The sequence below is a fragment of the Stutzerimonas chloritidismutans genome, assembly GCF_038562055.1.
GTDB classification, from domain to species: Bacteria; Pseudomonadota; Gammaproteobacteria; order Pseudomonadales; family Pseudomonadaceae; genus Stutzerimonas; species Stutzerimonas chloritidismutans_A.
The window spans coordinates 102,092-115,365 of the sequence record NZ_JBCFXD010000012.1 but is presented as its reverse complement, the minus strand read 5'-3'; the positions used below and the strand labels follow the sequence as shown (position 1 = coordinate 115,365).

Genomic DNA, 13,274 nt, shown 5'->3' with positions numbered 1-13,274 from the left:
ATTGGACGTCTTTATCGATCTTCTGCAATGGCCGGCAATGGTGGTCACGGTTCTGGCAGCGTGGCTGATCGGCTCGCTCAAACCGCAACGGCGAACGGTGGGCTTCTGGTGCTTCCTGCTCAGTAACCTGCTGTGGGTCATCTGGGGCTGGTCCGCCGAAGCCTGGGCGCTGATCACGCTGCAGGTGTGCCTGGCGTTGATGAACATCCGCGGCGTGAAAAAGAACGACCACACGGCAGAAGCCAGCGCCTGATCCTGACGAAATTGCCAGTCTTGCATCGCTGTCTATACTCCGATCGTAAGCGTACCGATTGAATCCGACTGCGCGTGCAAAGCGAGGACTGGCAACCAGGCATTGGGGGGAGCCAGATCAGAGCGTAGTCAGGCCGTCCTAGCGAGCGTTTCGCTCCGCTCTGCGGCCGGACAGGTAGTCGGCGGGATAACAAGAACCATAAGGGGAACCCGCAATGTCGCGACATCCACGAGTCTGGATGGGGATGGGGCTGTGGTCGCTGTTCGGTCAGGCCCAGGCAGCCTGGGACGTGAACATGCGCGCCGGCGCCACGGACGTCAGTCGCTCCGTATTCGATCTGCACATGACCATCTTCTGGATCTGCGTAATCATCGGCGTGCTGGTGTTTGCGGTGATGTTCTGGTCGATGTTCGCCCACCGCCGCTCCAAGCGGCTGGATTCGGCACATTTCCACGAGAACACCAAGGTCGAGGTGCTCTGGACCATCATTCCGCTGCTGATTCTGGTCGGTATGGCGGTGCCTGCCACCCGCACGCTCATCCATATCTACGATCCCACCGAATCGGACGTGGACATCCAGATCACCGGCTACCAATGGAAATGGCACTACAAATACCTGGGTGAGGACGTCGAGTTCTTCAGCAACCTCACCACTCCCCGCGATCAGATCAACAACCTGGCCCCCAAAGGCGAGCACTACCTGCTGGAGGTAGACGAGCCGCTGGTGATTCCCGTAGGTGCCAAGGTGCGCTTCCTGATCACTGCTGCGGACGTCATCCATTCCTGGTGGGTACCTGATCTGGCGGTGAAGAAGGACGCCATCCCCGGCTTTATCAACGAATCCTGGACCCGCGTCGAGCAGCCCGGCATTTACCGCGGCCAGTGCACCGAGCTGTGCGGCAAGGACCACGGCTTCATGCCGGTGGTGGTCGAGGTGAAATCCCAGGAGGACTATGCCACCTGGCTCGACGGGAAGAAGGCTGAAGCCGCCAAGCTGGCCGAACTGACCAGCAAGGAATGGACGCTCGAAGAGCTGACCGCTCGGGGTGAAAAGGTCTACCAGACCAACTGCGCGGCCTGTCACCAGGCTTCGGGCGAAGGGCTGCCGCCTATGTTCCCGGCGCTGAAGGGCTCACCGATAGCGACGGGGGATGCGGAAAACCATATCAGCATCGTTGTAAAGGGCTCTCCCGGCACATCGATGCCTGCCTTCGGCCCGCAACTCTCGGAAGTCGATATCGCTGCAGTAGTGACCTACGAGCGTCACGCCTGGGGTAACGACACGGGCGACATGGTCACGCCGAGAGACGTGCTCATCTTCAAACAGGCCGAAGAAGCCACCCAGTAAGAGGATCAGGTGATGAGTGCAGTGATCGACGATCATGGTCATGCCGGGCATGACCATCACCACGGCCCGGCCAAGGGCCTCTCACGCTGGCTGCTGACCACCAACCACAAGGACATCGGTTCGATGTACCTGTGGTTCAGCTTCTGCGCGTTTCTGCTCGGCGGCTCGATGGCGATGGTGATCCGCGCCGAACTGTTTCAGCCGGGCCTGCAGATCGTGCAGCCGGAATTCTTCAACCAGATGACCACCATGCACGGGCTGATCATGGTCTTCGGCGCGGTGATGCCGGCCTTCGTCGGCCTGGCCAACTGGATGATCCCGCTGATGATCGGTGCGCCGGACATGGCCTTGCCGCGCATGAACAACTTCAGCTTCTGGCTGCTGCCGGCTGCCTTCGGACTGCTGGTTTCCACCTTGTTCATGGAGGGCGGCGGGCCGAACTTCGGCTGGACCTTCTACGCGCCGCTGTCGACCACCTATGCGCCGGAGTCGGTGACCTTCTTTATCTTCGCCATTCACCTGATGGGCATCAGTTCGATCATGGGGGCGATCAACGTGGTCGCCACGGTGCTCAACCTGCGTGCGCCGGGCATGACATTGATGAAGATGCCCTTGTTCGTCTGGACCTGGTTGATCACCGCCTTCCTGCTGATCGCGGTGATGCCGGTGCTGGCCGGCGTGGTGACCATGATGCTGATGGACATCCACTTCGGCACGAGCTTCTTTAGCGCGGCAGGCGGGGGCGATCCCGTGCTGTTCCAGCACGTGTTCTGGTTCTTCGGTCACCCCGAGGTGTACATCATGATCCTGCCGGCGTTCGGCGCGGTCAGCTCGATCATTCCGGCGTTCAGCCGCAAGCCGCTGTTCGGTTACACCTCGATGGTCTACGCCACCGGCGCCATCGCCTTTCTCTCGTTCATCGTCTGGTCGCACCACATGTTCACGGTCGGCATCCCGCTGACCGGTGAGTTGTTCTTCATGTACGCCACCATGCTGATCGCGGTGCCCACCGGGGTGAAGGTGTTCAACTGGGTGTCGACCATGTGGCGCGGCTCGCTGACCTTCGAGGCGCCGATGCTGTTTGCCGTGGCCTTCGTCATCCTCTTCACCATCGGCGGCTTCTCGGGGCTGATGCTGGCCATTGCCCCGGCGGACTTCCAGTATCACGACACCTACTTCGTGGTGGCGCACTTCCACTATGTGCTGGTGCCGGGGGCGATCTTCGGCATCTTTGCCTCGGCCTATTACTGGCTGCCGAAGTGGACCGGCCACATGTATGACGAAACCCTCGCCAAGCTGCACTTCTGGATGAGCTTTGTCGGCATGAACCTGGCGTTCTTCCCGATGCACTTTGTCGGGCTCGCCGGCATGCCGCGACGGATCCCGGACTACAACATGATGTTCGCCAACTTCAACATGGTCTCCAGCATTGGCGCCTTCATGTTCGGCGCCACACAGCTGTTGTTCCTGTTCATCGTCATCAAGTGCATCCGGGGCGGCCCGATTGCTGCTGCCAAGCCTTGGGACGGTGCTGAGGGTCTGGAGTGGAGTGTGCCGTCACCGGCGCCATACCACACCTTCAGCGTGCCGCCTTCGGTGGAGGAGCTGCACGAGCATCGGACAGGTCCGAAACATGACTAGCCTGCCGGCTCCGAGGACTCGCCATGAACACTGAGCTGCCGCTGGGCCGCCTGGTTCGTCGACTGTTGCTGGTGGTCGTGGCGATGTTCGCCTTCGGCTTCGCGCTGGTGCCGATCTATGACGTCATGTGCAAGGCCTTCGGCATCAACGGCAAGACGGCGGGCGCCTATGAAGGGGCGCAGACCGTAGACGAGGCGCGTGAGGTGCGGGTGCAGTTTCTCGCCACCAACGCCTCGGGGATGGTCTGGGAATTCAAGCCGGTGGCGGACCAGCTCAATGTTCATCCCGGCTCCAGCCGCGAGATGCGCTTCATTGCCTATAACCCGACAGACAAACCGATGACGGCGCAGGCGGTGCCCAGCGTGTCGCCCTCAAAGGCGGCGGCCTATTTTCACAAGACCGAGTGTTTCTGCTTTACCCAGCAAGTGCTGCAACCCGGTGAGCGTATCGAAATGCCGGTACGTTTCATCGTCGATCGTGATCTACCTGCGGATGTGCGTCACCTGACGCTTGCCTACACCCTGTTCGACATCACGTCCCGCCAACCTCCCGTCGCCCTCGTTGATCCGGCGCATCTGGTGGCGACCAAGGAGAGTCTGCAATGAGCCAACAGACCACCACGCACGAGAACTACTACGTTCCCGCCCAGAGCAAATGGCCGATTGTGGGAACCTTGGCGCTACTGACGACCGTCTTCGGCCTGGGCAGCTGGTTCAACGACCTCAAGGCCGGCCGCGACGAGATCAGCGGGCCGATCATCTTTTTTATCGGCGCATTGCTGATCGCTTACATGATGTTCGGCTGGTTCGGGGCGGTGGTCCGTGAGGGCCGCGCGGGACTGTACAGCGCGCAGATGGACCGCTCCTTCCGCTGGGGCATGAGCTGGTTCATCTTTTCCGAGGTGATGTTCTTTCTCGCCTTTTTCGGCGTGCTGTTCTACATCCGCTACTGGGTAGGCCCCTGGCTAGACGGTGAAGGCGACAAGGGCGTCAGCGCCATGCTCTGGCCGAACTTCGAGTACAGCTGGCCGCTGCTGAACAATCCCGACCCGGGTGTCTATCCCGCGCCGGAGGGCACCATCAGCCCGTGGGGTCTGCCACTGATCAACACTATCCTGCTGGTGACCTCCAGCTTCACCCTGACCTGGGCGCACCATGCGCTGCGCAAGGCACACCGCAAGCAGCTCAAGTTGGGGCTGGGAATCACCGTGCTGCTGGGCATCGCCTTCCTGACATTGCAGATTGAAGAGTACATACACGCCTACACCGAGCTGGGCCTGACTCTGGGCTCGGGCATCTACGGCGCGACCTTCTTCATGCTCACGGGCTTCCACGGCGCCCACGTGACCATGGGTGCAATCATCCTGACGGTGATGCTGGTGCGCAGCTTCCGCGGTCACTTCACGCCTGAGCAGCATTTCGGTTTCGAGGCGGCGGCGTGGTATTGGCACTTCGTGGATGTGGTGTGGATTGGCTTGTTCGTATTCGTCTACGTGATTTAAGCCGATCAGGCGCCGAAACCGGGTTGCAGCTGCCCGCTATAGAAGCCCCATGCAATCAGGGCGACAGTCAATGCCGTGAGGGAGACGCGAACGAAGAGGGCGGTGAGCACACGTGAGGTTTGGCCTTCGTCCTTGACCAGAAAAAACAGACCACTGAACAGACTGACCAGTGTGGCTACTAATAACAGAACAATTGCCGCCTTGAGCATGAGCGGTCCGCCGTAACAGGGAAACTTGGAGAAGTGGGGGTGCAGTATAGCCAGCCCGATCAATACGCCGCGGGGCAGGGTATGAACGGCTTCAAGCCGGGCGTCATCCCCACGCTTGTGGTGCTGTGTCTGTTGCCGTTACTGGTCTGGCTGGGTTTCTGGCAGCTGGAGCGCGGTGAGCAGAAGCGCGACATGCTGGCTCGTCAAGAAGCGCGTGAAGCCGCTGCGCCCATCGGCCCGGAGCAGATCGACACGCTCCAGGAACCGGCCTATGCACGCGTCAACCTGCAGGGCCGCTTCGATGCCGAACACAGCTTCCTGCTGGACAGCCGCACCCGCGATGGCCGCGTCGGCGTCGAGTTGCTGCAGCCGTTTCAGGATCAGCCCAGCGGCCGTTGGGTGTTGGTCAACCGTGGCTGGTTGCCCTGGCCGGACCGGCGCATCCCCCCGAAATTCGATACTCCAGACCGCCCGCTGAAGCTGTCCGCCTGGGTCTACGTGCCTTCCGGCGACCCGTTCATTCTCAACCGGCGGATGGCAGAAGGCTGGCCGCGGCTGATCAACCACGTCGACGTGAAGGACATCTGGACCTTGCTTGGCCGCGACGGTGTCGGCTACCAGCTGCGGCTGGCACCCGGCCCTGCGGCCTATCGGGCCGACTGGCCAGTGACCTTTATGCAGCCGCAGCAGCATGTCGGCTACGCGGTGCAATGGTTTGCGCTGGCAGCGGCACTGCTGGCGTTGTTCATCTACTTCGGCGTGCATCAGGCACGGGGGAGCAAGCAGTGACCGCGATGAATCCGACCTTCAAGGCTGCACCGGCACAACGGCGCAGGGGACGTTTGCAACTGCTGCTGATCCTCGCCGTGGTCATCGGCCCCATGCTGCTGGCAAGCGCCATGTACCGCTTCGGTTTCTGGGTGCCCGAAACCCGCACCTATGACGGGGCGCTGGTTGCCACCGGTCAGGGCCGCGATGCTCTGGGTATCACCGCGCCGGTGGGTGCTGAGCCGCGCTGGGAGTTGCTGGTCACTGCACCGCAGGGTTGCGCCGAAGACTGTCAGCAGCTGGTCTATCTGGCCCGTCAGATCAATATCGGCCTGGCCCGCGAAGCAGGCCGGGCCAGCCATGCCCTCGCCAGTGCGCAGCCCTTGGCTGCCGAGTATGACCAGCGCCTGCAGCGTGAGTATCCCCAGTTGCAGCGCTATGCCCTGAACCCTGACGTATACGGCGCCAATCGTGATTTACCGCAGGGTGCGCAGCTGTGGATCGTCGATCCCCACGGCAATCTGGTGCTGCGTTATGACGGCAAGGCCAACGGAAAGGCGATCCTCGATGACCTCAAACACCTGCTGAAAATCTCCCAGATCGGTTGATCCAAGGCACTCAGCCGCCTCGCTGGAGTCTCAAAGAGGTCGCTCAAGGAGAAGCAGATGGCAAAACCCGGCTACCGCCTCGCCTTTGTCGCCACGCTATTGGCAGTCGTGGTGGTGTTGCTCGGCGCCTATACACGGCTGACCCATGCCGGCCTCGGTTGCCCGGACTGGCCGGGCTGCTACGGCTTTCTCAGCGTACCCATGAGCGAAGACAAGCAGAACCTCGCGGCGATGCGCTTCCCGGATGCGCCGCTGGAGGTGCACAAGGGCTGGAATGAGATGGTGCATCGCTACTTCGCCGGTGCGCTGGGGCTGGTTATCCTCGGGCTCGCGGTGCAGGCGCTACGCCGTCGTAACGAGCCGGGACAGCCGCTCAAACTTCCCTTGCTGCTGCTCGCGGTCGTCATCGCTCAGGCCGCGTTCGGCATGTGGACAGTGACCCTGCAACTCTGGCCGCAGGTGGTCACGGCGCATCTGCTGGGCGGCTTTACCACGTTGAGCCTCCTGTTCCTGCTGACGCTGCGCCTGTCCGGCCGACGCCCGATGATGCCGAGCGTGCCGGCGAGGCTCCGAACCTTGGCGTTCATCAGCCTGTTCGCGGTGATCATTCAGGTAGCGCTGGGCGGCTGGGTCAGCAGCAATTACGCGGCTGTGGCCTGCACCGATTTCCCGACCTGCCATGGCCAGTGGTGGCCGCAGATGGATTTCGCCAACGCTTTCAACCTGACCCATCACGACATCGGCCCGAATTACCTCGGCGGCATGCTCTATGGCGAAGCGCGCACGGCCATTCACCTGACACACCGACTCGGCGCGCTTAGCGTGACGCTGATCCTGCTGGTGCTCTGCTGGCAGCTTTGGCGCAACGGGTTGCCACGGCTGGCCGGCCTGCTTATGGCCGCCTTGGCCCTGCAAGTCGGGCTGGGCATCAGTAACGTGTTGCTCAATCTGCCATTGGCGGTCGCGGTCGCGCATAACGGCGGCGGTGCGTTGCTGCTGCTGGTGACCGTGCTGATCAACCATCGCCTCCGCCTTGCCCCATCGGTTGCCGCCGTACTGGCGCCTCAGCCGCATCTGAATTCGAACACGACGAGTAGGCTCGACCTGCCTCGCGCATAAGGAGAATCCCATGGCCACTCTCATCAGCGAACGCGGCGCCCAGGCCATCTGGCGCGACTACCTCGAGCTGACAAAACCCAGGGTGGTAGTCCTGATGCTCATCACTTCACTGGTGGGTATGTTTCTCGCGACACGCTCCGGTGTGCCGTGGACGGTTCTGTTGTTTGGCAACCTGGGCATCGCCCTCTGTGCCGGTGGCGCGGCAGCAATCAACCATGTGGTGGATCGGCGCATCGACCTGGAAATGGCGCGCACCCATAAGCGGCCGTTGGCACAAGGCCGGGTCGCGCCGGCCGCCGCCTTGCTGTTCGCCCTGGTGCTCAGTGTCGCCGGAATGGCGCTGCTGCTGACCTTCACCAACGCTCTGGCCGCCTGGCTGACATTGGCTTCCCTGGTGGGCTACGCGGTGATCTACACCGGCTTTCTCAAACGCGCCACGCCGCAGAACATTGTGATCGGCGGCTTGGCAGGCGCCGCGCCACCGCTGCTCGGCTGGGTTGCGGTAACCGGGCAGGTGACGGCCGAACCGCTGCTGCTGATGCTGATCATCTTCGCTTGGACCCCTCCGCACTTCTGGGCACTGGCGATTCACCGCAAGGACGAGTACGCCGAGGTCAACGTGCCGATGCTGCCGGTGACCCATGGCGAGCACTACACCAAGGTGCATATCCTGCTCTACACCGCGATGTTGCTGGCGGTCAGCGTCATGCCTTTTGCCATCCACATGAGTGGCCCGCTGTACCTCGCTGCCGCCGTGCTGCTGGGCGCACGCTTCCTGTTCTGGGCCGTGGTGCTGTATCGCGACAGCCGCCCCCATGCGGCGATCAAGACCTTCAAATTCAGCATCTGGTATCTGTTCGCGCTGTTCATCGCTTTGTTGGTTGATCATTATCTGCCGCTGACCTTTTAAGCCGGCCGACAAGGACCCTCATGACACGCATCCAGAAAACCGTATTCATTCTCGTTGCACTGGTTGCGCTGGTCATTGGCCTAACGGTCTACAAGGTACTCAACACCGGGCAGCCGCTCGACACTGCCGAGCTGCTCGATGCCGGTATCGTCATCCTGCCCCAGGGGCGCGATGTACCCGATGTGACACTGACCAACCAGGACGGCCAGCCCGTTTCCACGCACGACCTCCAAGGCAAGTGGCACTTGCTGTTCTTTGGCTACACCTTTTGCCCGGACATCTGCCCCGCCACCCTGGCCGAATTGCGCCAGCTGCGCAGCCAATGGCCCGATGAGGTCAACCAGCAGCTGCAGCCAATCCTTGTCAGTGTCGATCCTGAGCGCGATACGCCGGAGCAACTGAAGAAGTATCTGGATTACTTCGGCGCCGGATTCATCGGCCTGACCGGCCCGCTGGACGATATTCAGACCCTGGCCAATGCCGTGGGCGTGCCCTTCATTCCCGCCGACACCTCGAAAGAAAATTACACCGTCGACCACGGCGGCAACCTTGCCTTGATCGGCCCGGACGGCCGCCTGCGCGGATTCGTCCGCGGCCCGCTGCGCGCTGAAAAGCTGGCTGAACAGTTACCTGTCTTCATAAGTAGTGAGGGTTGACCCGCGCGTCGGCAGTGTTCCGGCGTCGTGGTCATTGCGCGCTCGTGCGTCTGAATCGGCCTAACTGGCGGCGCTGTTCACAGCCTTTTATCCTTTCATGCGGGCCCTAACCGACAACTCCCAATGACCCGAGTCCTACCCCCGCGCCCGTTGTTCGCACTGCTGGCGGTCATGCTGCTGCTGTCAATCTGGCTATCGCTGGCGCTTGGGCCGGTCAGTCTCTCGCCGGGCGATACGTGGCGCGCAGTCATGAGCCTGGCGGGGCTTGGTCAAACCGATCCGCAACGGGCGCAGGCCGAACTTATCCTTGGGCAGATTCGCTTACCGCGCACGCTGGTGGGGCTCGCGGTCGGAGCCGTATTGGCCATGACCGGCGTCGCCATGCAGGGGCTCTTTCGCAACCCGCTGGCCGATCCCGGGCTGATCGGCGTGTCCAGCGGCGCTGCATTGGGTGCGGCGGTGGCGATCGTATGGGGCTCGGCAGTGGGCAGCATACCGACCGCCCTGGAACCTTATCTGTTGTCCGCCAGTGCCTTTGCTGGCGGACTGCTGGTGACGGCGGCAGTGTATCGGCTGGGGCGGCGCGACGGTCAGACCCGCGTCGCCACCATGCTGCTCGCGGGGGTCGCCTTGACTGCGCTGGCGGCAGCCGTCATCGGTCTCTTCACCTACCTGGCCGATGACGCCACGCTGCGTACCCTGACGTTCTGGAACCTGGGCAGCCTCAATGGCGCAAGCTACGCGCGCCTGTGGCCGTTGCTGGTGATCGCCGCCGGAGTGGCGGTCTGGCTGCCGCGCCGCGCGGCTGCGCTCAACGCCTTGCTTCTGGGCGAGTCCGAAGCCCGCCACCTCGGCTTTTCGGTGGAAGGGCTCAAACGCGAACTGGTGTTTCTCACCGCCCTTGGCGTCGGCGCCGCGGTGGCCGCGGCGGGGCTGATCGGCTTTATCGGGCTGGTGGTGCCGCATCTGATTCGCCTGCTCAGCGGACCGGATCACCGGGTGCTGTTGCCGGCCTCGGCGCTGGCGGGTGCCAGTCTGTTGCTCTTCGCCGATCTGCTGGCTCGATTGCTGCTGGCACCGGCAGAGCTGCCCATCGGCATCGTTACGGCACTGCTCGGCGCACCCTTCTTCCTTTTTCTCCTGCTTCGGGAACGCCACTGATGCTCCGCGCTGAAGCCGTCGAGGTGCGGCGTGGCGACCGTCGCGTGCTGCAAGGCATCGATCTTCAACTGCAGGCGGGGGAGATCCTTGGCGTACTGGGCGCCAATGGCGCGGGCAAGAGCACACTGCTCGGTGCGCTCAGCGGTGAATTCTCCCCCAGCGCCGGGCAGATGCTTCTGGCTGACCGCCCGTTGCACGATTGGCCGTCGCGTGAGCGCGCAAGGCGCCTGGCCGTGCTTGCGCAGCAGTCCAGCCTGAGCTTTGGCTTTCGCGTGGAGGAGGTGGTGGCCATGGGGCGCTTACCTCATGCCGAAGGGCGCACGGCGGATGCGCGCATCGTCCAGCAGGCTTTGGCGGCGGCCGACGCCAGCCATCTGATAGGCCGCAGCTACCTGTCGCTGTCCGGTGGCGAGCGGCAGCGGGTGCACCTGGCGCGGGTCCTGGCGCAACTGTGGCCGGGTGCTGAAGGCCGGGTGCTCCTGCTCGATGAACCGACCGCAGCCCTCGACCCGCTGCATCAGCACAGCACTCTGCAGGCCGTACGCGGGTTCGCCGAGCGTGGCGCCGCCGTGCTGGTGATCCTGCATGACCTCAATCTGGCGGCGCGCTACTGCGATCGGTTGTTGCTCCTGCACGAGGGGCGAGCGCATCTGCAGGGTCCGGTCGAAGCGGTGCTGCAGCCTGATCCGCTGCGTGAGGCGTTCGGCCTGGATGTGCTGGTGCAGCGCCATCCCGAACGGGGGCACCCGCTGGTGGTGGTGCGCTGAGGAGCAGGCAGCGCTAGTAACAATAAGCAGACGTGTATCCGGTGGACGTGGCACGTCATTAGAAGCGCCTGTGTTAGGCGCACGCTTCTAGGCCCCTAGCTCGGTCGGCGGGCAAGCAACCAAGTCTTTCAACCAACGTTGGTAAAGGGCTCAGCGTTCCCGGGTATCAGGCGTACTGACGCCCCAGGCGTTGGGTTGTATGGGCGAGTTTCTCCGCCCGTTGGTTTTCTTCCAGCGATCTCCACTGCCCGACTAATACGGGCAAGTCGTGCCGATGAGTCAAGTCTCCAAACACATCGGGAGCGGTAAGGCGTCTGCTCGACTCGTTTAGCAACCGCTCTCTGGCGCGCCCCAACGCCTCTCGTTGCTGCCTGCCTAGCGAGCGTGCCAAGGCGATGCCCGCGTCGTACATCTGGCGGAGTTCCAGGTCGGATTTGTTATAGAAGCGGGAGTCGTGATGCACTCTAACTGCCCGGCGAAACTCCATGAAATCTCGAGGCTGCCAACTGGCCAGCTCGGCTTCGGCCAGTTGGATCAGCTTGTCGATGTCGTGGAGTTCACTGGGCGTGAACAAGACACCCTTCCGCTCTTCAACACCTGCATTCCAGCGCAGCAGCGTGGTGAGCATGGCACGGCTATAGCCACTGTCCGAGGAATGCTCTGCACCAGCGAATGCCTGTTCGATGAAGGACATTCGCTTTGGCATATCGCCTTGCAGATCAATGGCACCGACATAGCGTGCACAAGCCTGTTCGTCGATCAAGGCGCAGTTGGGTTGCCAGAGTATGGATACTTCGCTACCGCCGCCGGGCTTGCGGGGTACGAAGTGGCGTTGTTGACCATGGTGTTCGTAAGGGTCGCCCTGCAAGTTGAGCAACCCGCCCAGGAGCAGCGCCACACCCAGCAAGGGTGAGCTGAACAGCACCACGGTACCGGCGCTGGCCATCCTCCACTCGGCATCCAGCCAGGCGAAGGGGACGGCGGGGATTGGGTCGTTGTGATTGACAAGACGGTGATGGACCAGCTCTTGGGCACTCTGTACAAAGGCTCGGTCGCCGGCGCGTGGGGCGCCGAAGGTGTAGAGCTGAATGTCTCGCGACCAGTTTGTTCGCAGCCACTCTGCTAACAGCAGTGCAACGGCGCCCCCGAGGCTATGGCCACAAATGATCAGGGTTTGCTCGCCCGTATAGAACGCGTCCAAATAGCGCTCGACGAATTCCTTTGCGGCTTGGAACGAGTCATAAAATCCTCGGTGGGCTTGGCCTGAGCCTTCCGCGTAAGGAACCTGGCGCGCGTCCAGGTCTCGCAAGATGTCCGGCGCTCCCAGCGTACCCCGGATGGAGATGAGCACCAGCTTATCGTTATGTGAAATGAAGGCCTGGGTGTCCGTCTCTTCGTCGTAAAGAAAATGAACATCTTCCGGATTGGCCCAGCCTTTAGTGGCCTCGTCTTGGTAGCGAGCCGGGTCGTAGGGCATGATCTCCAGCCGCTTGGAATAAGGTACTTCTTCATACAGCAGGTGATAGCGCGCACTATCGAACGCGGTAGCTTTATCCAAGCGCGCCAATTGCTCGTGCAGCACATGCCCAATGCTCCCGCTGCGTTTATAGGGAGGCGGGCTGGAAGTATAAGCACCGTTCGGCTGCTTCGGCTCGCCGAATGGTGCATATACGAAGGTGCTCATGACCGCCAAATGGTAGGCGTTGATCGCACAAAACGCCTTGTCGCGCGAGAGCAGAAGGTTGTAGGCCCGAAGCGCTTTGATTTCCAGTATGTGGTGAGAGTTGGGCCTCAGCGCGACGCCGGTGCATGCCGAAGCCAGCCCGGCGTTGTGCTTGAGCATTGCAGAGGGCTCGGGCTGCCAGGTTGGATCAGGGTCGGGCAGATGTCCCTTGGCCTCGACCAGGTCGCTGACTTCCACGCGCATAAAACGGGCGGTTTCGATTCTGGCGCGCTCTTCTGCAAGGTAGGTGTGGCCATTAGGTCGGCGGGGGCCTGACGGGGATTGCTCGGCAGCGATCTGCAAATTGGTTAGAGGTATCTTGAAGGAATCTCTGATGACCAGTTCCTCGTACCACGACTCTAGGCCAGCGCTATCCAGTCCGGGTAGCTCAAGCACCGCAGGGCCGCAGTAGATGCCACTAATAACTGCCAAACCTTCGCTGTCTAGCGCTCCCTCATATAGTTGCCCCTGACTGTCGTGCAGCACATAGGCCAGTTCGGCGTAAGGTTTACCGTCGCCATGTTCGTCAACCAGCCGAAAGCTTATCCAGTCTGTCCGATGGGGGCAGGCCAGCGTTGTTGGGTTGCCCTTTTTTTCCATGTCATTCATC

At 62.1% G+C, this 13,274-nt stretch carries 14 protein-coding genes; 12 read left to right on the top strand and 2 right to left on the bottom strand.

What is annotated here, in order from left to right; translation table 11 throughout:
• Position 1 precedes the first annotated feature (1 nt).
• From AAGW23_RS17560 to AAGW23_RS17540, 5 genes are all read left to right on the top strand, one after another.
• On the top strand, positions 2-253 hold the full coding sequence (locus AAGW23_RS17560) for a hypothetical protein (RefSeq protein WP_342407617.1): 252 nt from the start codon (positions 2-4) through the stop codon (positions 251-253).
• A 214-nt stretch (positions 254-467) separates the two neighbouring features.
• Positions 468-1,601 (top strand): cytochrome c oxidase subunit II, encoded by a 1,134-nt coding sequence (coxB, locus tag AAGW23_RS17555; RefSeq protein WP_342407616.1) that lies wholly within the window; start codon positions 468-470, stop codon positions 1,599-1,601.
• Positions 1,602-1,613: 12 nt separating this feature from the next.
• Entirely contained in the window at positions 1,614-3,242 is a 1,629-nt protein-coding gene (gene ctaD / locus AAGW23_RS17550; protein ID WP_102837212.1) for a cytochrome c oxidase subunit I, read from the top strand.
• 23 nt (positions 3,243-3,265) lie between these two features.
• Positions 3,266-3,847, top strand: a complete 582-nt coding sequence (locus AAGW23_RS17545) for a cytochrome c oxidase assembly protein (RefSeq protein ID WP_102837211.1) — start codon at positions 3,266-3,268, stop codon at positions 3,845-3,847.
• The gene (locus AAGW23_RS17540) at positions 3,844-4,743 is read left to right on the top strand and encodes a cytochrome c oxidase subunit 3 (RefSeq protein WP_102837210.1); all 900 of its coding nucleotides are present in this window, start codon (positions 3,844-3,846) and stop codon (positions 4,741-4,743) included. Before AAGW23_RS17545 ends, AAGW23_RS17540 begins: the two co-directional genes overlap by 4 nt.
• Positions 4,744-4,748: 5 nt before the next feature.
• Here the strand turns inward: AAGW23_RS17540 and AAGW23_RS17535 are convergent, their stop codons facing one another.
• Complete coding sequence (locus tag AAGW23_RS17535; RefSeq protein ID WP_342407615.1) at positions 4,749-4,952, bottom strand: twin transmembrane helix small protein; 204 nt, start codon at positions 4,950-4,952, stop codon at positions 4,749-4,751.
• An 81-nt stretch (positions 4,953-5,033) separates the two neighbouring features.
• Here AAGW23_RS17535 and AAGW23_RS17530 point away from each other — a divergent pair, with 81 nt between their 5' ends.
• The 7 genes from AAGW23_RS17530 to AAGW23_RS17500 all read left to right on the top strand — a co-directional run bounded on the left by AAGW23_RS17530 (position 5,034) and on the right by AAGW23_RS17500 (position 10,941).
• Positions 5,034-5,741: an SURF1 family protein gene (locus AAGW23_RS17530; RefSeq protein ID WP_342407637.1), complete on the top strand. Its 708-nt coding sequence runs from the start codon at positions 5,034-5,036 to the stop codon at positions 5,739-5,741.
• A gap of 5 nt (positions 5,742-5,746) precedes the next feature.
• Complete coding sequence (locus tag AAGW23_RS17525) at positions 5,747-6,328, top strand: hypothetical protein (RefSeq protein ID WP_342407636.1); 582 nt, start codon at positions 5,747-5,749, stop codon at positions 6,326-6,328.
• 57 nt (positions 6,329-6,385) lie between these two features.
• Positions 6,386-7,447: a COX15/CtaA family protein gene (locus AAGW23_RS17520; protein ID WP_342407614.1), complete on the top strand. Its 1,062-nt coding sequence runs from the start codon at positions 6,386-6,388 to the stop codon at positions 7,445-7,447.
• 10 nt (positions 7,448-7,457) lie between these two features.
• The gene (cyoE, locus tag AAGW23_RS17515; protein ID WP_342407613.1) at positions 7,458-8,357 is read left to right on the top strand and encodes a heme o synthase; all 900 of its coding nucleotides are present in this window, start codon (positions 7,458-7,460) and stop codon (positions 8,355-8,357) included.
• A gap of 20 nt (positions 8,358-8,377) precedes the next feature.
• Positions 8,378-9,013, top strand: coding sequence for an SCO family protein (locus AAGW23_RS17510; protein ID WP_342407612.1), 636 nt, complete (start codon positions 8,378-8,380; stop codon positions 9,011-9,013).
• 123 nt (positions 9,014-9,136) lie between these two features.
• The gene (locus tag AAGW23_RS17505; RefSeq protein ID WP_342407611.1) at positions 9,137-10,174 is read left to right on the top strand and encodes an iron ABC transporter permease; all 1,038 of its coding nucleotides are present in this window, start codon (positions 9,137-9,139) and stop codon (positions 10,172-10,174) included.
• Positions 10,174-10,941 carry a heme ABC transporter ATP-binding protein gene (locus tag AAGW23_RS17500; RefSeq protein WP_342407610.1) on the top strand — a complete coding sequence of 256 codons (768 nt, stop codon included), beginning with the start codon at positions 10,174-10,176 and terminating at the stop codon, positions 10,939-10,941. Before AAGW23_RS17505 ends, AAGW23_RS17500 begins: the two co-directional genes overlap by 1 nt.
• Before the next feature lie 166 nt (positions 10,942-11,107).
• On the opposite strand, the gene AAGW23_RS17495 is transcribed toward AAGW23_RS17500, so the two are convergent.
• Positions 11,108-13,273: a lipase family protein gene (locus AAGW23_RS17495; RefSeq protein ID WP_342407609.1), complete on the bottom strand. Its 2,166-nt coding sequence runs from the start codon at positions 13,271-13,273 to the stop codon at positions 11,108-11,110.
• Position 13,274 lies beyond the last annotated feature (1 nt).